22 protein-coding genes are annotated in these 24,040 nt (G+C 49.5%); 11 read left to right on the top strand and 11 right to left on the bottom strand.

Features of this window, described 5'->3' with window-relative positions:
* Window positions 1-47: 47 nt before the first annotated feature.
* From pspA to ACXAG2_RS12925, 3 genes are all read right to left on the bottom strand, one after another.
* Window positions 48-713, bottom strand: coding sequence for a phage shock protein PspA (gene pspA, locus ACXAG2_RS12935; RefSeq protein WP_474867581.1), 666 nt, complete (start codon window positions 711-713; stop codon window positions 48-50).
* Between the two features lie 302 nt (window positions 714-1,015).
* On the bottom strand, window positions 1,016-1,303 hold the full coding sequence (locus ACXAG2_RS12930) for a hypothetical protein (RefSeq protein ID WP_474867578.1): 288 nt from the start codon (window positions 1,301-1,303) through the stop codon (window positions 1,016-1,018).
* Between the two features lie 271 nt (window positions 1,304-1,574).
* Window positions 1,575-2,192: a glutathione S-transferase family protein gene (locus tag ACXAG2_RS12925; protein ID WP_474867576.1), complete on the bottom strand. Its 618-nt coding sequence runs from the start codon at window positions 2,190-2,192 to the stop codon at window positions 1,575-1,577.
* Window positions 2,193-2,285: 93 nt separating this feature from the next.
* Here ACXAG2_RS12925 and ACXAG2_RS12920 point away from each other — a divergent pair, with 93 nt between their 5' ends.
* The gene (locus ACXAG2_RS12920; protein ID WP_474867574.1) at window positions 2,286-3,056 is read left to right on the top strand and encodes a helix-turn-helix transcriptional regulator; all 771 of its coding nucleotides are present in this window, start codon (window positions 2,286-2,288) and stop codon (window positions 3,054-3,056) included.
* 5 nt (window positions 3,057-3,061) lie between these two features.
* Here ACXAG2_RS12920 and dusA read toward each other — a convergent pair whose 3' ends face one another.
* From dusA to ACXAG2_RS12900, 4 genes are all read right to left on the bottom strand, one after another.
* Window positions 3,062-4,075 (bottom strand): tRNA dihydrouridine(20/20a) synthase DusA, encoded by a 1,014-nt coding sequence (dusA, locus tag ACXAG2_RS12915; RefSeq protein WP_474867571.1) that lies wholly within the window; start codon window positions 4,073-4,075, stop codon window positions 3,062-3,064.
* Between the two features lie 189 nt (window positions 4,076-4,264).
* Window positions 4,265-5,161, bottom strand: a complete 897-nt coding sequence (locus ACXAG2_RS12910; protein ID WP_474867568.1) for a DMT family transporter — start codon at window positions 5,159-5,161, stop codon at window positions 4,265-4,267.
* A gap of 89 nt (window positions 5,162-5,250) precedes the next feature.
* Window positions 5,251-6,669 (bottom strand): ATP-binding protein, encoded by a 1,419-nt coding sequence (locus ACXAG2_RS12905; protein ID WP_474867566.1) that lies wholly within the window; start codon window positions 6,667-6,669, stop codon window positions 5,251-5,253.
* Window positions 6,669-7,367, bottom strand: coding sequence for a response regulator transcription factor (locus ACXAG2_RS12900; protein WP_119502519.1), 699 nt, complete (start codon window positions 7,365-7,367; stop codon window positions 6,669-6,671). Before ACXAG2_RS12900 ends, ACXAG2_RS12905 begins: the two co-directional genes overlap by 1 nt.
* Before the next feature lie 169 nt (window positions 7,368-7,536).
* Here ACXAG2_RS12900 and ACXAG2_RS12895 point away from each other — a divergent pair, with 169 nt between their 5' ends.
* Both ACXAG2_RS12895 and ACXAG2_RS12890 read left to right on the top strand, forming a co-directional pair.
* A complete protein-coding gene (locus ACXAG2_RS12895) occupies window positions 7,537-7,959 on the top strand; it encodes a hypothetical protein (RefSeq protein ID WP_474867563.1) in 423 nt (140 codons plus the stop codon).
* A gap of 144 nt (window positions 7,960-8,103) precedes the next feature.
* The gene (locus tag ACXAG2_RS12890) at window positions 8,104-8,421 is read left to right on the top strand and encodes a DUF3817 domain-containing protein (protein ID WP_474867560.1); all 318 of its coding nucleotides are present in this window, start codon (window positions 8,104-8,106) and stop codon (window positions 8,419-8,421) included.
* Window positions 8,422-8,505: 84 nt separating this feature from the next.
* Here ACXAG2_RS12890 and gloA read toward each other — a convergent pair whose 3' ends face one another.
* Window positions 8,506-9,033 carry a lactoylglutathione lyase gene (gene gloA, locus ACXAG2_RS12885; protein ID WP_474852562.1) on the bottom strand — a complete coding sequence of 176 codons (528 nt, stop codon included), beginning with the start codon at window positions 9,031-9,033 and terminating at the stop codon, window positions 8,506-8,508.
* 109 nt (window positions 9,034-9,142) lie between these two features.
* Complete coding sequence (locus ACXAG2_RS12880; protein WP_474867557.1) at window positions 9,143-9,706, bottom strand: DUF4136 domain-containing protein; 564 nt, start codon at window positions 9,704-9,706, stop codon at window positions 9,143-9,145.
* Window positions 9,707-9,943: 237 nt separating this feature from the next.
* Between ACXAG2_RS12880 and ACXAG2_RS12875 the strand changes: the two genes are divergently transcribed.
* The 4 genes from ACXAG2_RS12875 (at window position 9,944) to ACXAG2_RS12860 (ending at window position 16,337) form a co-directional block, all read left to right on the top strand.
* Complete coding sequence (locus tag ACXAG2_RS12875) at window positions 9,944-11,995, top strand: S9 family peptidase (protein WP_474867554.1); 2,052 nt, start codon at window positions 9,944-9,946, stop codon at window positions 11,993-11,995.
* A gap of 212 nt (window positions 11,996-12,207) precedes the next feature.
* Window positions 12,208-13,881 carry an ABC transporter transmembrane domain-containing protein gene (locus ACXAG2_RS12870; protein WP_474846051.1) on the top strand — a complete coding sequence of 558 codons (1,674 nt, stop codon included), beginning with the start codon at window positions 12,208-12,210 and terminating at the stop codon, window positions 13,879-13,881.
* A complete protein-coding gene (locus tag ACXAG2_RS12865) occupies window positions 13,881-14,915 on the top strand; it encodes an efflux RND transporter periplasmic adaptor subunit (protein ID WP_474852568.1) in 1,035 nt (344 codons plus the stop codon). Before ACXAG2_RS12870 ends, ACXAG2_RS12865 begins: the two co-directional genes overlap by 1 nt.
* 6 nt (window positions 14,916-14,921) lie before the next feature.
* The gene (locus ACXAG2_RS12860; RefSeq protein ID WP_474867551.1) at window positions 14,922-16,337 is read left to right on the top strand and encodes a TolC family protein; all 1,416 of its coding nucleotides are present in this window, start codon (window positions 14,922-14,924) and stop codon (window positions 16,335-16,337) included.
* A gap of 68 nt (window positions 16,338-16,405) precedes the next feature.
* Here ACXAG2_RS12860 and ACXAG2_RS12855 read toward each other — a convergent pair whose 3' ends face one another.
* Both ACXAG2_RS12855 and ACXAG2_RS12850 read right to left on the bottom strand, forming a co-directional pair.
* Window positions 16,406-18,799 carry a glycoside hydrolase family 3 N-terminal domain-containing protein gene (locus tag ACXAG2_RS12855; protein WP_474852572.1) on the bottom strand — a complete coding sequence of 798 codons (2,394 nt, stop codon included), beginning with the start codon at window positions 18,797-18,799 and terminating at the stop codon, window positions 16,406-16,408.
* A gap of 53 nt (window positions 18,800-18,852) precedes the next feature.
* Entirely contained in the window at window positions 18,853-21,171 is a 2,319-nt protein-coding gene (locus tag ACXAG2_RS12850) for a TonB-dependent receptor (protein WP_474867548.1), read from the bottom strand.
* Window positions 21,172-21,587: 416 nt separating this feature from the next.
* Between ACXAG2_RS12850 and ACXAG2_RS12845 the strand changes: the two genes are divergently transcribed.
* The 4 genes from ACXAG2_RS12845 to ACXAG2_RS12830 all read left to right on the top strand — a co-directional run bounded on the left by ACXAG2_RS12845 (window position 21,588) and on the right by ACXAG2_RS12830 (window position 24,039).
* A complete protein-coding gene (locus tag ACXAG2_RS12845) occupies window positions 21,588-21,782 on the top strand; it encodes a hypothetical protein (RefSeq protein ID WP_474846061.1) in 195 nt (64 codons plus the stop codon).
* Between the two features lie 62 nt (window positions 21,783-21,844).
* Window positions 21,845-22,867 carry a LacI family DNA-binding transcriptional regulator gene (locus ACXAG2_RS12840; RefSeq protein WP_474867546.1) on the top strand — a complete coding sequence of 341 codons (1,023 nt, stop codon included), beginning with the start codon at window positions 21,845-21,847 and terminating at the stop codon, window positions 22,865-22,867.
* Window positions 22,864-23,370: a hypothetical protein gene (locus ACXAG2_RS12835; protein WP_474867543.1), complete on the top strand. Its 507-nt coding sequence runs from the start codon at window positions 22,864-22,866 to the stop codon at window positions 23,368-23,370. Before ACXAG2_RS12840 ends, ACXAG2_RS12835 begins: the two co-directional genes overlap by 4 nt.
* 135 nt (window positions 23,371-23,505) lie before the next feature.
* Window positions 23,506-24,039 (top strand): hypothetical protein, encoded by a 534-nt coding sequence (locus tag ACXAG2_RS12830; RefSeq protein ID WP_474852577.1) that lies wholly within the window; start codon window positions 23,506-23,508, stop codon window positions 24,037-24,039.
* Window position 24,040: the final 1 nt, after the last annotated feature.

The following is a 24,040-nucleotide window of genomic DNA, read 5'->3' as shown; positions in this document are numbered from 1 at the left end:
CCGGTACGCGCCACCCGGCGCATAGCCGTATCAATTTCAGTTATCTTTCAGGCTGCGCGTTTTTTCTTCATGGCCGCCAGTTCAGCATCTATGGCATCGCTGGTCTCCAGCGCTTTAAACTGAGCTTCCAGAGACTGCCCGCTGCCATCGGTGACATCATAGGCATCAACCTGCGCTTCCAGGTGTTCAATACGCTGTTCGTAGCTGTCGAAACGCGCCATTGCCGATTCAATTTGCTCGCTGTGAGTAACACTGCGGGCTTTCAGACGCACGCCGGCATTCTGTTTTCTTGCCACCAGACTCTTTTGCTTCTGACGGGCTTCAGCCAGTTTTGCGTGCAGACGACCGGTGTCTTCCTGAATACCGCTTAACATTTCAGTTAACTGCACTTTTTGAGATTCAATGGCTGCCAGCTTGTCGCTGAAAGCGTTTTTCTGTACCAGCGCTGCCCGCGCCAGATCATCCTTGCCTTTATCCATCGCCAGCTCAGCTTTTGCCATCCAGCCGTCAACATCCTTCTGAAGCTTTTCAGCCTGACGATCGAGATACTTTTCTTCAGCCAGATACTTCGCTGCCACGGAGCGCATTTCCACCAGCGTTTCTTCCATTTCCTGAATGATCAGGCGAATGACCTTCTCAGGATCTTCCGCCTTATCTAACATGGCATTGATGTTCGCCTGTACGATATCTGACATTCTTGAAAACATACCCATTGTGTTTCTCCTTTAACTGTCTTGTTTGTTCGGTTACACAATAGTTATTACAATGCCCGTGCCAGATATTTAAGATGTTGTTTTAAATGAGATTTTACTATTCCGCGAAGGATTGGAGAGGTGCTCGGCACGGTCGTATATAAATATTTAGTCATTTTGACCAGCCAGATTGGTTAAAATGACGATCTTCAAATTTCGATTTTCAATTGCACATAAAAAAACAGGCAACCGTTTAAGATTGCCTGCAACTTCGCACTGATAATGTTTGATGCTGAATTCGCATCTTACAGCAAGCCATAAGCTTACTCTTCTTCAGATTCAGCGTGTTCAGATTTTGATTGTGTCCCGCTTGCAGCAAGATCAGTCACACTCACTGAACCTGTCTTTGTTTCATCCGGCAAACTGAAATTATACGATGCGTTTGCAACAGACTGGCGTACGCCGTTACTGATTTCTTCGCCCGCCATAGACACGGCCTGATCAATCATGCGGCCGAGGAACGATTTAACAGCACTTTCCTGCGCCATCGCCTGTGAACTTAACATCGCAGCAGTTAATACAAGGCTGGTTAATAGTGTTTTCGCTTTCATGGTGTTTCCCTCTGGTAATGTTTTAAATAAAGCCGTACTCACTGCGACGACAAGTTACCTGAGAGATAGCGAGAGACGTGCCAACCTCTAAAAATTTTTTATGCTATTGATTTATATGGAATTAAACTGATCATCGAAAAAACCGGAAAGCTCAAAAAACGAACAACACTACAAGTTAGCGAAATAAACCACCTACGTTGGTCTATTCCGCTACCCGTTCTGACAGAGATTCAATATCTCTGTCACCAGGGCTTATTGCTGGAAACCGGAGTTAAGCGATTCGCTTACCGGCCATATTCTGAAGCATGTCAGGATGGCTTTTTAAATATGCCGGGCGCTGCCGCAAACGGGAGATATAAGCTTGTACCTTAAGAGACGGAGTAAACCACCCCACTTTAGATGCAAAGTCCAGCAAACCGCCAAAGATCACATCAGCCGCAGTAAATTGCTCACCGGTTGCCCAGTCAGAATCTGGCGTTAATGCTTCGATTGTATCGATGATCCTCGGCATGTCACCCCAGCCGGCCATTGAAGCATCGGGATACTCAATATTTGCAGCGGCCAGCGTAAACGCCGGTTCAATAGCGCTGCCTGAAATAAACAGGATCCGATAATACAATCCGCGTTCAGCAGACCCGGCAACCGGCGCCATATCCTTCTGCGGATATTTATCCGCCAGGTAAGCGCAAATAGCAGCGGCTTCTGTAACAACAGTATCGCCATCAACCAGTACAGGCAGTTTCTTCATCGGATTGATACGGTGCAGCTCATCCAGTTGCGAATTCTGTATGCCAAAATCAATACAAACCCGCTCGTGCTTAACGCCCAGCTCTGCAAGCATCCAGTCGGTTATGGCACTTCTGCTTCTTGAATTATAAAAATGTTTCATGATTTACCTTCCCTATAATGTGATTAAACGGCTACCAAACTCTGGCCTCATTACGCGGCCTGAAGGCCCCGCACTCGCCATACCGGAAAGTGTATGGATAATTGTGCCGTTAAATGGCATATTAAAAATATGACGAATAAAAGCTTCACAAACCGGACAGACAGGCGGAGCCGCTTAATTGGCTTATTGCAGTCTGAGGAATACTGGAAAACCGCAGACTTACGGGAACAGTTGGGGATAAGTCAGCGCACGCTTATGCGGGAACTGTCTGAACTCAGGGATGCCGGTTACCCGGTGGAATCTGACCGCGGACGGGGCGGCGGTATACGGCTGTCTGGCCGCTGGGGCATAGACAGGCTGAATCTGACTCACCGTGAAGTCATTGAACTTATCCTCGCGCTGGCCATTATGGAGAACCTTCAGTCGCCATTGCTCACAGGAAATTTAAAACACATCAAACAAAAGCTGTTTCAGGCGTTTCCGCAAAAGCAGCGCCATGTAGTCAGTGATATCCGCAAAAGAATTATGGTGGGAAACAACGCAGCAGCTAATATTGCGACGCATTATGGCGCACCGGCGCCTGACATGTCGGAAGAAATAGCAGAAGGGTTCCTTGGTCGTCACTTACTGGAAATCGACTATCAGGCTGAAAGCAGCGACATGACCAGGCGGGTTATTGAAATCCACTACGTTCTGCTGAACTGGCCAATCTGGTACATCATCGCCTGGGATCATTTAAGGGATGCCACCCGTGTATTCCGCATCGACCGGATAAAACGGGCCGGCATTGTAAAAGGTCATTTCAGGCCCCGACCGAAGGATACCTTCGCGACCATTTACGCGCCGTTTTTTAAAACCATTTAGTACTACTATTCCGTAACACGGGAATCGTTAAAGGCTTTCGCGTTGGCCTGCGCCTGCTCTACCTGCTCCAGCGAATTCATCAGAAGATTAGGGTCACGCTCTTTACCGGTGCCATTCTGGCTTAAGTAACGACGCCAGATACGCCCGCCAGCTTGCCCCTGATACAAACCCAGCATATGGCGGGCAACGTGCCAGGGTTTAAACCACTCATCGGTTTGACGTTCAATGTACTGCTGCATGATGTGAACAATCTCTCTGCGGGATTTCACTTGTGCATCATCACCAAAAACCAGCTTATCGACCGACGAAAGCAAATAGGGATTTGAATAGGCTTCCCGCCCCATCATCACACCATCAACTTTATTCAAATGTTCGAGGGTATCGTCCAGTGTTTTTACACCGCCATTAATGCTGATGTTCAAATCAGGGCGTGTTTCTTTCAACTGATAAACACGCGGGTAATTCAGTGGGGGAATTTCACGGTTTTCCTTGGGGCTCAACCCCTGTAGCCAGGCCTTACGAGCGTGCACAATAAAGGTGTCGCATCCAGCATCAGCCACAATGTCAACAAAACGGGCAAAGCCTTCGTACTCGTCCATGTCATCTATGCCAATACGGCATTTTACGGTAACCGGGATGTCCACTGCCGCCTGCATGGCTTTTACGCAATCTGCCACCACTTCAGGTTGCGCCATCAGGCACGCGCCGAACGCACCGTTCTTAACCCGGTCAGACGGACAGCCTACGTTAATATTGACCTCATCATAGCCACGTTCCTGTGCCATTTCAGAACACCGTGCCATATCGGTGGGATCACACCCGCCCAGCTGCAGCGCCACCGGATGTTCTTCTTCGTTAAAAGCCAGATAATCGCCTTTACCGTAAATCAACGCGCCGGTAGTGACCATCTCGGTGTACAGCAAGCTGTGTTTTGAGATCTGACGCAGGAAGTAGCGGCAATGTTGATCAGTCCAGTCCAACATAGGTGCAATCGAAAACCGGCGGTGGGTAGATAGCATAGAAAAACCTGTAATCTTTTAACGAATATAGAACTGGTTTTTCAGCGGTCCTGCACTCCAAACCATCAATAAGGCCTTTGCTAACTCTCAGGTTCTCACGGAGAACCTTCGCATGGGCCGGATGACTGTGATTTTAACACAGAATCGCCCCCCGTGAACAAACCGGATATGATGACAATCCGGAGAAACTTACGATTCAAAAGCCCGATCAGCCGGCATAACCGTTTTCTTTCTGCGTTTAGATTGCCCCAGCACCACACCACTGAGAATAAGGCCACAGGCCATTAGTTGGGTTTGCGTGAGGGTTTCGTCCAGCAACCAGTAAGCAAAACCGATGGTATAAACGGGGATGAGGTTACTGAAAATGGTGGCCTTGCTTAAATCCATTTTGGTAATGGCAATGTTATACAGCAGATAGGCGCCTAAGGTCACGCATACGCCAAGGAAAACAATAGCGTAAAGCGCCGGGCCGGCATGTAATGGCGGCACATCCTGACTGAATGCCAGCGGCATAAAGAATATGGCACCGGAGAACGCCTGTAAGGACGTCAGTACCAGCGGAGAGTAGCGGGTGGACAGTTTCTTCACACAAACACAGTACACCGCAGAACATGCCATAGCAGCCAGCTCAAGGGTATTGCCCAGCACAGGATTACTGGCATGAACATTTTCTTCAGCCGCCCAGCTAAGCCAGACTAAACCGGCAAAAGCGGTAACAAAACCTGCCTGAGCCGTGATAGTCATGCGTTCCTTTAAAAAGATAAACGCCAGTGCTGCCGCCACAGGCGGTAAAACCGCTGTGACCATACCGGCTTGTGCAGCCGAGGTGTACTGTAGTGCCATGGCTTCAAAAACGAAATATAAGCAAGGCTCTGCAGCAGACATCAGCAGCAGTAACTTCCAGTCGCCTTTCTGATAAGTAAAGCGGCTCAGGCCCTTCCACATCAGCAGGAAACAAATACTCGCCACCACCATACGCAGAAAAATGACCCACATAGGTGAGTATTCGGCAAACGCGATTTTCAGCGCAATGAAAGAGCTACCCCACAACATGGTAGCAATGAGCAGCAGAATAAAAGGAAGCATAGAGAAACGGTCCGGTAAAAACAGCGGCAAGTTTAACAGAGGACGGCAATAAAACCTCTACCCGGACCGCAAATATTAGCAGTAAACAGTTAAGGTTTCTGTGTCAGCCGGAACTGCATATTCACCTGCAAACCACCTTTATCTGACAAGCTGAATGACATATCGCCGTCGTTCAGACGAACAGCTTCTGCAGCAATAGCGAGGCCAAGACCCAAGCCGCCGGTGTCGCTGTTACGGGCGCTGTCAGTGCGGTAGAACGCATTGGTCAGTTTTGATAAATCTGCCGGTTCCACACCCGGCCCGTCATCTTCGATTACGATAGTCAGTTGACTACCGGCAACAGTACAAGCCAGGGAAACGGAAGAGTTTGCATACTTAAATGCGTTTCGCACCACATTCTCGATGGCAGTGAGAAAGGGCTCCTCGTAAATACTGAGCGTGCCGTCTGCAAGAGCATGTTGCCACGTGATCCCCAGTTGTTGCGCCTCGAATGCAGCATCTTCGCACAAGTCATCCAGTAATGCTTTTACAGTAATGTCTGCTTTGCCCTGCGAGATAGCCCGGGATTCCATGGTGGTGAGATCGGATAAACGCTGAATATGCAGGTTGAGCAGCTCATTTTCTTTTTCTGCCCGTTCCAGAAGCGGGATCAACGAGGGGTCCCCGCATTTTCGGCGTACCAGTGCCAGTGTCATTTGCAGGCGGGTAAGCGGGGTGCGTAACTCATGAGAAATGTCGGCGCTCTGGCGTTTCTGATTCTGAATGAGCGCTGCTATTTTACCGGTCATATCATTGAACTGGGCAAACAAGCGGGTAAAAGGTGATTCCCCGCTTCGACGGCCGCCTTTTTCCACAGACTGACTGTATTCGATGCGGTGATTCAACTGCCCCTGCCCCACCGCAGTGAATGCGTCACCCAACCGGTTCAGCGGACGGGCAATAGAACGTACCAGTAACCAGCTCATCAAGCTGGTCACTACCATAAAAATACCCAGCATCAGCCACCACGGTACGGCTCTGAAAACATCCAGAGGCCGTGGTCGTTCCGGACGCCACAACACCAGTTTCCAATCTGGCCTGGCGGTCAGAGAGACCGGACCTACTAGCCGGGTCCACTCCAGATTAATTTCCCTTTGCTGTTCTTTTTGAATGAAATACCAGAAGCGCTTGCTGTTGAATTCTTCGGTGAGGGAGCGCCGCAAAGGCATACTGCTTTGGACCACGTTAAGCTGTTTATCAACAATGAGCCATTGATAAGATGCGCGGGTTTCCAGTTGTTCCAGTTGCCGGGGGATACCATGAGGATCTGCCGGGCGGCTGAGAAGAATGGCATCAATTCTCTGTGCCACATTATTCAGCAAACGACTGTCCCTGCCGGACAGGGGCTCGTTTTCATTGATTTCCTGCAGGATAAACGCCGGTATTGCAATGGACAGAATACACACCAGCAGAGTAAGCCAGAACCAGCCCAGTACTTTCAGATTAAAATTGCGGACAGCACCGGTCATCAGGCAAAAATCCCGTAACCGCGCCCGCGCTGACTTTTAATGTCTACCAGTGAATTTGCGGCAGTGAGCTTTTTACGCAGGTTACTGATGTGGGTGTCGATACTGCGGTCGAAGGCCTGCAGGCGTCGTCCCAGACACGCCTCGGAGAGCTCTTCTTTAGTGATGAGTTCTCCGGGCTGCAAGCACAGATGCTTCAGTAATGCATATTCGCTGCCGGTGAGATCCAACACTTGCGACTGACAGGTCACCACCATTTTCTGCACATCAATGCTGATATCGCCAATCGGGATAACAGACTTTTTCGACAAACTGGCCGGTTCGTCTGTTGCGGCTTTATCGCCGGTACGACGGATAATTGCCCGGATACGTGCCAGTAATTCGCGGTCGTTAAACGGTTTCGCCAGATAATCGTCAGCACCCAGTTCCAGCCCGAGTACTTTATCAAGGTCGTCCCCCCGTGCTGTCAGCATGAGCACCGGTAATTCACTTTTCTGGCGGATGGCTTTAAGTACGTCCAGCCCGTTGAGGCCGGGCAGCATTACATCCAGCAAAACCAGCTCGATATCGCTGCGGGCCAGAGCTTCCGCAAGACCAGACTCGCCATCAGCACAGTGAGTCACGTCGTAGCCGGACATCCCGAGAAACTCAGTGAGTAACTCTGCCAGCCCTTTATCGTCTTCGATTAATAGAATGCTCATGTCAATACGTCGTCTGTCAATGCTATGTCAACTTGCTTAATACGGGGTCAATAATGCCTGACTTTTCATATGTTCACACCAGATTTGCACTTCTTAACGTTACGTGACATTCAGCGCGATAGTATGTATTCGTCCTCATTGTGAGGTAGCAGATTTTCAGGAGAACTTTATGAAACGTTCGATTAAAAAATTAAGCATTGTAGGCGTTGCCGCTCTTTTCATTGGTGCGGGTGTAACAGGCTTCGCGTTAGCAGCAACCGACGCAGCAGCAAAAACTGAGCGAATGGAGAAAATGGATCCCCCGCTGGTACCGCCGCAAATGCACAGAATGATGAAAGATGTCGAGTTAACGGCTGATCAGGAAGCAAAACTTGAAGCGCTGAAAGAAAAGCAGAAAGCATTACGTGATGAATTCTGGGCTGTATTCACAGAAGAACAGAAAACACAGATGCTGCAGGATATGATGCACAGACCACATAAAGGCATGCGCGGACCCCGTGGTGACAAACGAGGTGGTGACAAGTTTGACAGAGGCGACCGTAAAAAACGTGGCGAAGGTAAAGAAGTTGAAGCACCGGCAGAGCCGCAATAATTCCCCCTCTATCATGAATTGAGAGGTCGCGGTTGCGACCTCTTTCATTTCAACTTTCTTAAATAAGAATTATTCTCAACCTTTCACTTCATGCCCGGTGCAGGTAAACTGCATGTTATTCATTTACAGAGTCCCGCCACTGACATGGAAAAAATCTTTATTATCGCAGCGCGCATTGAAGCATTTACCTGGTTCGGTCTGATCACCGGTATGTACTTCAAATACAATCTTGAAGTCACCGACCTGGGTGTCTGGTTATTCGGCCGTCTCCACGGTATCGCCTTTCTGATTTATTTTGTGGTTGCCATTGTTGCAGCGGTCCGCCTTCGCTGGAGCACGTGGCACAGTATCCTGGCTATTCTTGCTGCTATTCCGCCGCTGGCCACTTTGCCGCTGGAAGTCTGGTTTATAAAAAAGGGGATTCTGTCCGCCCCTGCAGCGAAACAATCTGAAGCTGCCTGAATTTTAAAAACCGGGGTTTAGAAACAAAAAACGCGCCGGTGCATTACTGCCCGGCGCGCCTGAAATGCGGCAAAGTGCTTTACATCAACCTTTAGCGACCCGCTCAGCGTCGAAAATTTCAATCCAGTATCCGTCCGGATCTTTAATGAACGCGATATTGTTCATCTTTCCGTCAGACAACCGCTTCTGAAACGCAACACCCAGTGACTCAAAACGCTCGCAGGCAGCCTCCAGATCAGGTACGTGAAAGCCTATATGACCAAAGCCGCGGGGATCGCTGTTACCATTGTGATAAGTGGTTTCTCCGGCGGTGTCGCCCCAGTTGTGTGTCAGTTCGAGCATGGCCGGACGACCGAAAGTTTGTGCTGTGCGTCTGGTGTCATCCTCGCTGATATCAGAGAAGTCTTCTCCGTGGGTCAGGAAGTACAGACTAAACTCCATGTCGGGGAAATCGAGCTTTTTGAGTAAAGTCATACCCATAACGCGGGTATAAAAGTCCAGCGAACGGACCGGATCCGCAATGCGCAACATAGTCTGATTAAATACAAATCCGTCAGTTGCGGGATCTTTGCGTTCACACAATCCGTCAGCCTGTTCGAAATGTCGGCTCATAGCAGTATCCTTAATTTACCGGTAATTGAAGTATTCAAAAGTGGGGCTGAGACACGGTTTACCAAGGGGCAGTCACCGCAATTTCAAGTGCATTCAGCATCACCACCACTTACTGGTTTACGGGATAACTGGCCAGCAGTTCACCTACAAGTTCAGTCAGGGATTGCTGAATAGAAATACTGTCACTTTTCTCCAGTTCGGCGCTGCCGGTGGCGCTGTAAATAAATTGCCCGTCTTTAATCACATCAATCTGCAAATTCTGATAAACAGACACCTGTTCACCTACAGGCACAGTAAAAATACTGCCCAGGGATATTCCGCCTGAACGGCCAAACGAACCGGTTCCCAATCCGAAACTTACTGACTTACCATCCTCCTTTCTGGCTGTGGAAGGCAGAAACGCGACTTTGACGTCAGCTTCATCCGGGCTTGCCGGTGTCAGTCCCTTTGCGGTCATCACATCAGTAATAGTGGTACGCAGATAATTCTCTATGGTGGGGTTCACAGTGTTCAGCGGCGGTTCAACAGAAAAAGTGCGGATAGCAGAAAAGTTCTGTGCTTCGTCCATGTTGATTTGCGGTTTATTAGATGCACAACCCGACACCAGAAATACAAAAGCGGCACAAAGTAGAAAACGAAGTGCCGGATAACGACTTATTAAGGATTTATCCATATGGACTCTGCCAGTTAACCATTTTAAATTTTAACGTGTGCGGTATTAAAACCGATCGCTTTTACGACCCTGCTTGCCGGCAGTTGACTTAACACCTCCAGACGAAATCAAACAGAAACAAGACGAACGGTATCCGCTGACCGGCGTGATGCTGTATGTTTTCATTAGCCCGGCAGTCAACGAGCTTAAGGCTTGTACCGTTGCCGGTATAATCATAAGAACGACAAGGAACTCACTATGCTCATTCGGCCACTCGCCCTTGCAGGCGGTCTGGTTTCGGCGTTGACTTTTACTGCACATGCAGCGCAACTGCCCGACACACTGCAATATAAAGACACCTTCAATCTTGAATACGCCGCATCGCCGTTTTTCAGTAAAGACGGTAAGTCAGTTTACTACGAACGCCGTGCTATGGATATTATGAAGGACCGCACACACAGCACACTGTGGGAGGTCAGCACGGACGGTAAAAGGCATCGTCCGGTGATTGCCGGCAGCGCGAATGTGCGTCAGGTTACATTGTCCCCTGACGGCACCATGCTGGCTTATCTTTCGGATGAAGATGGCAGCAATCAGCTTTATGTGCGCTATCTCGACTCCGGCCAGCAGGCCAGACTCACAGAAGTATCAAAGGCCCCCGGAAACCTTACCTGGTCCCATGACAGCAAACATCTGGCGTTTACTATGTTCACACCGGTAAAAACCAAACCGCTGTTTACTGCTATGCCAGAAAAACCCAAAGGTGCAGACTGGGCGCCCGCCGCCAGCATCATTCAGAAAACAGGATACCGTGCTGACGGCAAGGGATATTTACCGGACGGATTCAATCAGATTTATATTCTGCCGGTATCCGGCGGTACGCCCCGCCAGCTGACGACGGGCAATTATCCTAATGACGGTCGTCTGGCATTCACCCCCGACAACTCGGGGATCTATTTTTCTGCCAACCGTTCAGAAGACTATGAATTGTCTCCTTTTGACAGCGACATATACCGCGTTGATATTCAGTCTGCTGACGTCACAGCGGTTACAGATATGGCCGGACCGGAAGAGTCTCCCATGCTCAGCCCCGACGGCAAATATCTGGCCTTCAAACAAATTAATGATAATAAAAAAGCTTACCAGTTCAGCGACATTGTAGTTTTGAATCTGGAAAGCGGAAAACTGAGCCGTCTGACGGGCTCTCTTGACCGCTCAGTTCAGCAGGTCGAATGGGCAGATAACAGCAAGTCACTGTATTTCTCTTATCTTGATCACGGCGAAACCCGCCTGGCCAGTGTCAGTCTGAAAGGTGATGTTACCCGTTTCGATGCCACCACCGGCGGTCAGTCCCTGGGCAGACCTTATACGTCAGGGGAATTTGCTGTTTCATCCAACGGAGAGCTGGCGTTTACTCAGGATGACCCGCTAAAACCGGCGGATCTGGCACTGCTTAAGAAGAAAAAAATCACTACCCTGACTAATCTGAACGATGATGCGCTGGGACATCTGAAGCTTGCGCAGGTAGAGGCATTACCGGTGAAGTCATCTGCTGATGGCCGTGATATTGATGCCTGGATTGCATTGCCTCCGGATTTCGATAAAAGCAAATCTTATCCACTGATCCTGGAAATTCACGGTGGCCCCCACGCTGCTTACGGCCCGCACTTCTCAATGGAAATCCAGCTCATGGCAGCACAGGGTTACGTTGTTGTGTGGTCGAATCCCCGTGGAAGTTCGTCTTACGGTGCAGAGTTCGGCAACCTGATTCATCACGACTACCCGTCTGACGACTTTACCGATCTGATGGATGTCACCGATGCTGCAATTGCAAAAGGTTTTATTGATGAAAAGAACCTCTTCATCACCGGTGGCTCCGGCGGCGGTGTACTCACAGCGTGGTCAGTAGGAAAAACCGATCGCTTTGCTGCAGCCGTGGTGGCCAAGCCGGTGATCAACTGGATCAGTTTCGGCCTGACTGCTGACGCGTATCCGTATTTCACTCAGTACTGGATGCCGGGCAAACCCTGGGAAGCCTTTGACCATTTATGGGCACATTCACCGTTGTCTCTGGTGGGCAATGTGAAAACTCCCACGATGCTGCTTACCGGTGAATCAGACTACCGTACGCCAATCAGTGAATCAGAGCAGTTCTATCAGGCACTGCGCCTGCAAGGTGTAGACTCTGCGATGGTCAGGTTACCGGGGGCGTCTCACGGTATCGCTTCCCGTCCTTCACGCCTGATCCAGAAAGTGGGTAACATTCTGGCCTGGTTCGACAAATACCGTAGCGGCAAACCTCAGGAATAAACGCCTGCGATTAACGGTTAATCACGCCCGGCTCGCCGGGCTTTTTTGTCTTTTTTAGCCGCTTTTAAAGAACAAATTAACGGGAAATCACGTATTGTTACTTCTGATAGTCACACCGATTATTTATAAAGACTTATTACATTGATATGAAACATAGATTTAGTTAAATTCTGTGACACCCGACGTTTTCCTTTTTAGCCTCTGAGAGCACCATGGCAGCAACAAAAGACTTACGCCGCACCAAAACGCTTCTGTTTGATATTTTAAAGCCGGAAGCAGGCTTTTTTTACCTGGCTATCGCATATGGCCTGATGATTGGTTTACTGACCCTCGCCGTACCGTTTGCAGTACAAACCCTTATCAACACCGTGGTTTATACCGCTTCAGTCAGCGCGGTTCTGGTGATCAGTACAATCCTGTTCTGTACCCTGCTGCTGTACGGATTATTCAGTGCCCTGAGAACACGGGTTATGGAATATTATGAGCGCCGGATCTATAGCCGGCTGACTGCCGATCTTGTACTGAAAACCATTCAGGCTCCTCATCAGTTTTTTGAAGGCCGGAAAAACAGCACGATAACTCATCGTTTTTTTGAGGTAATGACCTTTCAGAAAAATATGCCATCACTGATGGTAGACGGTTTCGCACTTCTGCTTCAGATGCTGGTAGGTATCACACTGGTTTCTTTCTATCACCCGTTTTTGTTTGTCTTTAATGTGGTGATTATCATTTCTATGTACTTTATCTGGCGGATGTTGAGTACGCCTGCGAAAAATACAGCCATCGACTTGTCTGATTCTAAATATGCCACCGCAAAATGGCTCAGCGAAATTTCCTCTGCTCACGTATTTTTCAAATCCAGCCGGCATCTTGACCATGCTGCTGAGAAAACGGAGGCCATCATCAGTCGTTATGTGAATTGTCACGCCGGACATTTCACTTTTACCTTTTCCCAGACCGTACTCTTCCTGATTGTCTATGCGCTGGCCAGCTCCGCCCTTCTGGGACTGGGTGGTGTACTGGTTGTGCAGGAGCAATTATCTGTCGGTCAGCTTGTTGCAGCCGAACTGATCATGTCTGCGGTGTTTCTTGGTATTTCACGGTTCAGTGTATACCTGAACCTGTATTATGAATTGTATGGTGCGGCAGAGAAGCTCAATGCCGCACTGAATATTCCTCAGGAAGATGTACAGTCTTCCGATAACGAAACCTTTACCCGTAACGATCTCCACTTCCGTCAGACTGTGCTGGTTCAGCAAAACGAGTCTGTGGAAATTGATATGGCCTTGCGGGAAAACGGAAAATACTACGTCGTCACCGGGCAGGCATGGCAACAACGAAAACTGATGACGGTACTTAAACGTTATGAAACGCCGGAGTCTGGCTGGGTAGAACTGGGAGGCCTTGCATTAACGGATTACCAGACCAGCGAGCTGCGTCAGGCCATTGCCATTGTTGACCGCTCTCTCATTATTGAGTGTTCAATTCTTGAATATTTGCGCATGGATGCGCCGGATGCTTCCGAAAAAGCGATTCGGGAAATCTTTCGCGAACTGCAACTGGAGCCGACACTGGCGAGACTGGAAGACGACTTGCAAACCAGTCTGTCGCAGTTGGGCCATCCCCTTCAGCCCATGGAGTTTTTGTTATTGAAACTGGCTGCCGCCCTGTTGTCGAAACCGGGGGTAATTGTGCTGAACCAGCACTTTGATGCCATTCCTGAAGCATACAGATATAAAATTCTGAAATACCTCGATACCCAGCCGGTCACGGTGATGTACTTTACCAGCAGTCCGATTCAGGAAGTCTTTGATGCCACCATTGTGTTAAATGGTGATTCACAGTTGCTTTCCCATGATGTGCTCGCTGACAAGGAGGAATTGTGATGAATTACTCTGATCAGCAGGAATTCATGAGTAAAATGAAGACGCTTTCGCAACAGACTGTGCCGACCTGGTACAGAAAAGTGGCGTATATGCTCTTTCTTCTTATCGCAGTCACCGCCGCAATATTGTACTTTGCGCCCTGGCAACAAACGGCTTACGGTACGGGAACTGTAAGCACGCTTAATCCGGCTGACCGCGCTCAACCCATATCCGCACTGGTCCCCGGGCAAATAAAAACCTGGCACGTAAGGGAAGGACAAAAAGTAAAAGAAGGCGATCCCATTGTAACCCTGGTCGACACAGATAAAGCGCTGGTTGAACGCCTTCAGGCCCAGGTAAAAGCCGCGGAGCTGAAACTGGATGCAGACCTGATGGCTGTGGAAAATGCCCGCATAAACCTGGATCGTCAGAAACGGTTAAACAAAGAAGGTCTGGTTTCGGTCCGCGACATTGAAGTGGCGGAAAATACGTTACAGGAAAGACTGGCGACAGCCGCTCAGTCTGAGCAAAGCCGGAACTCGCTGAACTCGTCGCTGGCAAGGCAATCTACTCAGACCAAGTACGCACCTCAGGATGGTACTGTGACCCAGTTGCACTCCGGTGGTTTATCCACGCTGGTCAGTGCGGGCGCAGTACTCGGGTATTTTATTCCTGACGGTGTCGAGCGCATGGTAAGGGTGAAAGTAAACGGACTGAATGCACCGCTGGTCACAACAGGCCGGAAGGTGCGTTTGCAATTTGAAGGCTGGCCAATCTTCCAGTTCAGCGGCTGGCCGGGCACATCAATAGGTACATTCGGTGGCAGAGTGGCGATTGTTGAACCGGTGGCAGACCGCAACGGGCTGTTTAATGTATGGATTGAACAGGATCCGCAGGAAAAGCCCTGGCCGGAAGAAACCTTTGCCCGTCTGGACAGCCGGGTCAATGCCTGGATCTTGCTGGAAGAAGTCAGTATTGGCTACGAACTCTGGCGACAGCTGAATAACTTCCCGCCTGAAAATGTCAGGTCAGATACAGAACAAACACCACGGTAAGTATGCATGTTGAGGTATTTTTCTTTTTTTACTGCCAGTTTTCTGCTGCTGTGCCTGAACGCTCAGGCGCAACAACCACCACCGACGGCAGAGACAGTACTGCAGTCTATTCTGCACAATCATCCTAAGCTGCTTGAGCTTGAAGCCAAAGGTGGTCAGCGCCGGCAGGAGCTGGCTTACGCTGAAGCGGCATTTGATGTGCAACTCGAGCAGGATACAGCCCTCCGCACCAGTGGTTACTACAGCGGTGACTATCTGTCTCAGCGGGTTGTCAATCCGCTGGGAACCGCCAATGCTAAGGTGAAAGCCGAATACCGTATCGGTAACGGTACCTTCCCCTATTACGAGCGTTACTATGAAACGCTGACCGGTGGTGAGGCCAGTATCGGTTTTGCCATGTCATTGCTGCAAAACCGGGAGACGGATAAAAAACGGATGGCCATCGAAGATGCCAGAGTAAGTATGTCTCAATGGGATGCAGAAGCCGCCCTGGCCCTGAATGAACTGGTTTACAACGGCTTATCGGCTTATCTGGACTGGTACGAAAGTCATCTGAATGAGCAGATATACGCAGCCCTGGTGAAGACCACCGAGACCCGTGGAAACGCCATCAATACCCGGGTTGAAGAAGGAGATCTTGCGCGCATCACCCAGACAGAATTTGAGGTCACGGTGATGCAGCGTAATCTGGCTTTACAAGATGCCAGAAGGAAGGCCGCACAGGCGAGAGAGAAGCTGGCTTATTATTACCGCGATGCGCAATTTCGTCCGGTCAGCACAGCAGCCCTGAATACTGTCCCTGGGGATATTCAGTGGCCCTGGATGAGTGCTGCGGTTAAGCCCGCGTTGCTGCAGAGCTTGATTGCACAGCACCCTGCTCTCACCAGTTTGCAGGCAGAAATGCAGTTGGCGAAAAACAAGCTGCGACTGGCAAAGAACGCGCTCTTACCCACGCTGGATATTGAAGCAAAGCTGGCGCGGGATATCGGCAGCGGGCCGGAGAACCTGACCGGTACAGAAACAAAAGTCGGCCTGCAATTTTCCATGCCGCTGGGCCGTCGCCAGGCGAAGGCTGATGAGGCAAAGGCTTCGTTAAAGTTGCGTGAAATTGAAGCCGTGGTTCAGACCACACAGGATGCACTTGAACGGGATATGGCAGTAGGTTTACAGGCACTGCAGTACGGCAAAACCATGGCTGAACTGCAACAGCAGCAGGCGGTATTAACGGAAAAGCTGTTCAGTCAGGAACAGAAACGGTTTGAGATGGGGGACAGTGACCTGTTCTTACTAAACAGCCGTGAATCACAGGCAATATCAGCACGTCTTAACGCGGTGAAAGCAGAAATAGAAATTAAGCGGATTGTACTGGGAATCTACTACCAGACCGGTTTGCTCGCCCAAACGCCTGATACATCGCTGTAAAAAAGAAAAGCCACCCCGCAGGGTGGCTTTGAGGTTGCAGGAAGAAGGGCATCACTTCCTGCAAGAGGTTACTGTACAGACAGCTCCCTCAACCGTGGTGCAGGATTCATCGCTACACTCACTTTTTCAGCCACTACAGGCGAGTCAAGGGAATAACTGGCACCAGACTGAATATTGTCAGAGGCAGCGCCAACGTGGATATTGTATTCACCCGCATCGGCCACCCATGCCCGTTGTGCTTCATTAAATGAAGCCAACAGCTTAGGTGTTATTGCAAACTCAAGGGTTTGCGACTGTCCCGGTGCAAGCTCGTTTGTTTTCTCAAATCCCTTGAGCTCTTTGACCGGTTTTTCACTGCCCGGCGCAGAGATATAAAGCTGAACCGCTTCCTTCCCTGCTACTTTTCCTGAATTAGTGATGGTCACGGAAACGGTGAAATCACCAGCGTTCTTTCCGGCCTTCACAACGGCATCGCCATAGTCAAAACCGGTGTAAGATAAGCCGTAACCGAAGGCATAAGCCGGTTTCACATTGAATGCATCGTAATAGCGGTAGCCGACATAAATGCCGTCGTTATAGTCGAGTTGTGACTCTTTACCCACGAACAGACCAATGTAAGGGTCTTTCACGTCGTCTTCAGATGTGGGGGAGCCCGGAAATGTGCTGGCTGATGCCAGGTCGGCATATTTAACCGGAAAGGTCGTTGCCAGTTTACCTGACGGATTGACTTTACCGGTGAGCACATCAGCCAGTGCATTACCGGCTTCCTGACCGCCCTGCCAGGGCAACACAATCGCGTCGGCCTTGTCACGCCAGCTGGCCGTTTCAATAACGTTTCCGATATTCAGCGCGACAACCACTTTCTTGCCTTTAGCATGAAACGCAGCGGAAACACGGTTTATCAAATCCTGTTCAGTCGCATTCAGGTCAAAATCGTTATCAACGATACGGTCCTGGAACTCACCGGAATTCCGGCCAATGGTGATAAGCGCCACGTCGTTTGACTCTGCCATGCTGGCAATCTGTGCATCAGACGGCGTGTATTCCGGTAACGGAGGTTGCAACTCGAAGAAATTTTTCTTCGGCGGACGTTTGGCGTCTTCCGCTTTCATGAAGGCTTCGTAGTCTGCCTGTAATGCTGCATCTACTTTCAGAGAGCTGTTTGCCAGCCCTTCCACCAGCGATACGGTATACGCTTCGTTCACATCGCCGCTGCCCGTGCCGCCGGCGATAAAGGCATAAGACGTGTTACCGAATGCGGCTACATTCTGAGCACCGGTAAGCGGTAAGGTTGCCTGCTCATTTTTAAGCAGAATAACCCCTTCTGCAGCAGCACGGCGGGCCACTTCAGCATGCGCTTTCAGATCAGGCTTATTGCTGTACTCATATTCATTAAAGGTGGGAGACGACAGCATTACAGTAAAGATTTTGCTGAGGTTGCGATCAAGCACGGCTTCTTCAAGCTTGCCACTTTCCACCGCCTGTTTAATGTTTTCACGCTGATCCGGCATGCCGGGCATAATCAAATCATTGCCCGCCTGCATTTGCGCTGCAGCGTTATCACCGGCGAACCAGTCAGTCATAACCAGGCCTTCGAAGCCCCACTCTCCGCGCAAAATATCTGTCAGCAGCTTTTCGTCCTGAGAGGTATAGACGCCATTCAATTTGTTGTAGGACGTCATGATTGCCCATGGCTGCGCCTGCTCAACAGCGATCTCAAATCCACGCAGATAAATTTCGCGTAATGCACGTTCATTGACGTGGGAATCCATCCACATCCGGCTGGTTTCTCCACTGTTCGCCACAAAGTGCTTGATGGTTGCACCTACACCATTCGACTCAATACCATTCACAATCGAGGCAGCCATATTGCCGCTCAGATACGGATCTTCAGAATAATATTCAAAGTTCCGGCCACCCAGCGGGTTATAGTGAATGTTCATTCCCGGTGCGAGAAACAGGTCAATGCCATATTCTTTAACTTCCTCACCCATGGCCGTGCCAACGGCGTTCAGCAGCTCTTTGTCCCAGCTGGAAGCCAGCAGAGTTGCAATAGGAAATGCAGTGGCGTAGTACTTATTTTCATCCCCTTCACGCTCGGGAGAAATACGCACACCGGCAGGCCCGTCAGCCAGTACCAGTGCGGGAATACCTAATTCATCGATGGCGAACGTTGAACCGGCAGCGCCGGGCACTTTTTCCGATCCGCCAATATTGTCTACTCTGAAGCCCGTGCCGGTAACCAGCCGGATTTTCTGATCCAGCGTCAGCCTGCTGATCAAATCAGCCACACGCTGTTCAACGGGCAGACTGGCATTTTCATAGATGTCCTTCTGACCGTTACCATTTAAATCACGGAATGCTGCCGTTGTTGACGTAGAGTCTGCAGGTTGCTCATTTGCACAACCTGCTAAAGCCGCAATTGCACATGCCAGCACAGTTTTCTTCAGATTTATCTTCATTTCACTCACTCATGGTTAAAAAAGGGAGCTGCGGAACAGCCCCCGGTTAGCCATTACTGAAACTTGTACCCGAAGCGGACACCAACAAGACGGGGATCAGCAAAGGTTGCTGTTCCTGTGTTGAAATCGCCGCTCGGGCCAACGTTTGACAAAGTAATGTTGTTTTCAAGATTCTTGACAAAAGCCTGTGCATACCAGTCTCTGTCAGGACTGTTGTATGTCATGGTCAGGTCTGTTTTGGTAAAGCCGGGCTGGCGGAAATTCGCGCGCAGTGCACTGCTTAATATTTCATACTCTGCACTCCAGCGGCTGTTCAGAGCGAAACTCAGCTCACCACCGCTTTGCATTTCCATGGTGTACTGATAACCGGCAGTAACGGTCCATTCAGGAGAGCGCGACAAACGTTCGCCGGCGAAGCTCACACCGGCTTCCTCATCTAAAATCCACTCATCATAAGAAGCATCAAGTAATGTCACTGCTGCATTAAAACGGTGATTTACATCCGGACGATAGAAAGTATCCAGTTCGGCACCGTTGATGGTGGCTTCTGCCGCATTAGTGGTTACCTGACAAGGGCCGCCACATACATAACTTAACTGCGAAAGCTGCAGATCCTGATAGTCGTAACTAAACACGTTGGCATTAATAGTCATCTTGTTGTTCAGCACGCGGGTTTTGATACCCAGCTCTGTAGACGTCAGCGTTTCCGGGTCATAGTAGACTGCGGCTTCAGGCAGCGGACTGTTACAACCTGTTGCGCCTTCCACACAGCCGTCATTAAATCCGCCGGCTTTGTAGCCTGTGGCAATACTGCCGTAGAGCATGGTGGCATCACTGATGTCGTAATCTACGCCAAGCTTCCAGGTAGTTTTTGAATACTCACGGTCTGCGTAATTAAGCGAATCAGGTAGCGGATTGTCGTCGCTGGCCTGGAAGTTCAGCGCTTCGCCAAGGTTTTTGTGGAAAATCGTGGCACCGGCACGGGACTTTTGATCCTTCGTTGTGCGGATACCGGCAGTCAGGCGTAAGTCATCAGACACGTTGTAAGTCGCCTGACTGAAAAAGCCCAGCGAATCGGCTTTGGTAGGGTTTTGCGGAAAGCCGAAAATATAGCCGTCTTCACCCGGTGTCGGGTTGATCAAACCGATAATGTCGAGACGGATCCCGGACTGTTCTTCAAAATAATACAAACCCGCCTGCGCCAGCCACTTGTCGCTGTTATACGCTATACGGAATTCGTGAGACTGCTGCTCATAAGTACCTGAGAAAGGCCCGTCAACCCAGTAATCGGTTTTGCTTGCCGAATCGCCACCCAGCAATAGAGGTAACATTTCGTCACGGTCAAACTCGCGGTAGCTGCCAAGATAGTTGAAGGTCAGCGCATCGTTTAACAGCCAGGTGAAATCCCCCATCACACCCCAGGTAGAGTTATCTGCATACACATCAGGGAAGTATCCGGCAGCCAGTGTTTGCTGATTATCTGTGCCGCGGTTTACATAGACAGGCGATACGCCCTCGCCGGTTTCTGTCGTCGACGGGTCGGTGAAGGGTGTTTCAAAAAAATTGTGTACCGGTACAGATGCCATATTGTTGCCTTTCATCTGCGAGTAATCACCGCGAACCAGCAAGGTCATATCTTCGGTGAAGTTGAACAACCCTGACAGACGGATTGACCGGTTATCTTTGAAATCGGAGATATCGACAGCCTCAGTACCATCAAATGCTTCGTATTCGACATAGTTGTCGCGTTGATCGATATTCACTGCAGCACGGAAAGACACGCTGTCGTTTACCGGCATATTCACAATGCCGGTGAACTGGCGGGTATTGTAATTACCCAGCGTCATATCTGCAGAGGCCTCAAAAAACTCATGGGGTTTGGCCGAAATAACATTTACGAGACCGGCAGTGGTGTTTCGTCCGTAAAGCGTGCCCTGCGGACCACGCAGTACTTCTACGCGATCTATATCGAAGAACGACACTTCCTGCGCCTGAGGTCTGGCAATGTAAATGCCGTCAAGCATAAATGCTGCAGAAGGATCTCCCTTCTCGGTGTTATCCGTACTGGTAACACCACGGATAGTAATTTGAAGTCCGTTGGTCCGGTCAATAGAAACGTTCGGAACCGTTTCTGCGAGCTGTGTAGGGTTGGTTATCCCCTGATCACGCAGTTGTTGCGTGCCTAATACCGACAACGCTACCGGCGTTTTTTCTGCGGCAGTAGCGGTACGGTTCGCTGTAACCATGATTTGTTCGTATTCAGGCTCTTCCTCTGCGGCTGCCGGCGCTTGCTGTGCAAACACCTGGGAATGGAATAAGCCGCCGGCGATAACTAAGCCAAGTGTTATTTTGTTTAATTGTTGTGGTTTCATTGTGTGTCCCTCAATCCTGTAACGGTTGTTTGATTGAGCAACGGCAGGAACGCTGACCGGCAGTTTGACTACCCATAACACTTTGCCGGTTGAAATCACTGCTGTACTGCGCCCGATATCCGCAGGCAGTGAGCATTTCCCGAGTCGTTGCCCTGAATAAAATACCACCAAAACAGACATCGATGTCAACATTGAAAATAACATTTTTTTAACCAAAAACGATTGAATTAAACATTATTTGTGTGCAATAAATAACAACATATCGCGCCAAGACGCTTATACATCGCAGATTATGCAGTATTTTACATTCACATTCATTCTTTAAAAAATACGATTGTAAATTTCTTTAAAGAATTATGACATCGATAGACATTCAACTCCCGGCTAATACCGGAAGCAAGAAATAGGGAGAGTTCATGTTAAACCGCATCTTACTGCTGGCATGTTTGCTGGTCATTCCTGCCGCACAGGCTGATGTACCTGAAACCCTTAAGCAGGATGCTATCTGGTACGGGGTAGCATATTACGATGAGTACATGCCCTACTATCGTCTGATGAAGAAAAGCGTTAAATTTTGCCCTGAATGCGCTTACAATTGCTCAGAACAATAAGAAAAGTGGTCGGGCGCATTGTTTCCGGGGCATCCCGTACCCTACACGCGGAAGTGCAAAAGATGAGTAAAGCGACAATTGGTGATGTGGCAAAAGCCGCCGGTGTTTCAAAGAAAACGGTCTCCCGGGTGTTGAATAACGAACCCGGAGTGCGCAAAGAAACCCGTGATGCCGTTACCACCGCGATCAAAAAATTAGATTATATTCCTAACCTGAATGCCCGCAGGTTAAGAACCAATCAGTCTTATCTGATTGGTGTACTTTATATCGATTATCCTACCAACTTCTACGGCAGTCTTATTCTGAATGGCGCGATAAAAGCCTGTGACAAACTGGGTTACGATTTATTGATACGCCCTTTTGCATCAGAAAATCCCGCAGGTGAAATTACCACTACCTTGCGGCACATGGTTGAACGCTCCAATGTTGACGGATTTATTGTCGTACCACCTTTGTGTGAAGATCAGGCTGTTATCGCAGCACTGGAAGAAACGGGCACGCCTATTGTAAAAATCGCTTCTCTGGACGATACATCCTCGTATTGCCTGCACAGTGATGAGGTAGAAGGAGCGCAACTGGCTGTGGAACACCTGATTAACCTGGGCCACAGCAAAATCGGCTTTCTCAACTACCTGGTAGGCCACGCAGCCGGTAAATGGCGTTACGAGGGCTATCAACAGGCGCTGACAAAATACGGCATCGAAGAAAATCCGGACTGGGTTGCACAGTTTGTATACGGTGAGAACACGTTGGAACAGGCCTGCCGGAAATTACTGTGTCAAGAAAACCGCCCCACCGCTATTTTTACCGCCAACGACGCTTCTGCGGCCGTGGTGTACCGGATTGCCTCCCAGCTGAAATTGCGTATCCCGTATGATCTGAGTGTGGTGGGTTTCGATGACGACCCTGCAGCCCTTAACCTGTGGCCGCCGCTTACCACCATTAAGCAACCTGTTGCCGAACTTGGCTACAATGCGGCGACTATACTGATTGAACAGATCATCCGTCACCAGGCGAAACGGGAATTACCCCTTTCACCTTCCGAACTCGTCGTCCGCAATTCAACCGGGCCGTTGCTGGAGTGAGCACAATCAGACAACAACCTTCGGAACTGGAAAATGCATTAAGCCGTAAGTCCCGCTGTCAGTACCGGCTGATATGGGTTCAGCTATTTACGTTACTGACTCTGGCGGTAGTGTTCGGTTATACCTGGCTGAATTTTGATGATTTGTATGTGCCTTACCGTAGCGCCTACCCCAATCTCAGCACGCTTTTTTCACCTCTTAACATGGTAATAATCACCCTGCTGGTTGCGGTAAACGGATTTGCTGTCTATCAAATCCGCCATGCCCGTGAGCAACTGGCGATCAGCGCTTATGTTTTACTCAATAAAATGGATGAACCGCAACAATCGTCGCATCCCGACTGGCTGAATGCTTTTCTTGCCGCCGCAGGACTTCCTGCAGACTATTCAGTTGTTCTGCTTAAGAAAATGAAAATGCGGCATTTTATGACGATGTCCGGCGCTATCAATAAGGCGGTCAGCGAACACAAAGCCGCCTGGATTGCACTCAGCCGCCAATATTGACGTCGTCTGACCGTCTCAAACTTATCCATTAGACCAATATATTGCTACCGGTGGGCGATGCTGCTGGATCAGGTTTTTCTTTCAGGGTACATTTGTACCAGGTAAGGACGCCGCACTGTCAGGAGGAGCGGACAAATGGCAAAAGATAAGAATAATGATGCACCTCAGGCATCAACAGCTGACAAATCAGAATTAGGTCAGCTCCGTGAAATTTTGTTCGGCCAGTCCAGCCGGGATTTTCAGCAGCAACTCGCATCACTGGATGAAAAACTGGAAAGTAGTTTTTCAGCATTGAATCAAAAACTGGAAAATCATGTGGCTTCGCTGAATAAAACCATTGAAACACAGTTTGCTGCACTGTCTGAACAACTCTCAGCCGACAATTCGCAACACCAGCAAGCCCAGGAAAACCTGAAAGGCCTTCACGATACGCTGAAATCTGAGCTTGAGATGGCTGAAGCCGCCGCGCAGGACGACACCAGTAAACTGGAAAGCAAGCTATCCAAAGAAATGGATGCCATGGAAACCTTGTTCAACAAACGTCACGAAGCGCTGTTAGAGCGTTTGCAGCAAGTGACCGAAGAATTGTCTTCCAGCAAAACCGACCGCAAAACCCTGGCAAGCCTGCTGTCTACCATGGCCTCGAATCTTGCCACTGATCAACCCTGAC

It is taken from the genome of Alteromonas sp. ABH4_456 (assembly GCF_056160645.1).
This window is presented reverse-complemented; position numbering and strand designations above follow the sequence as displayed.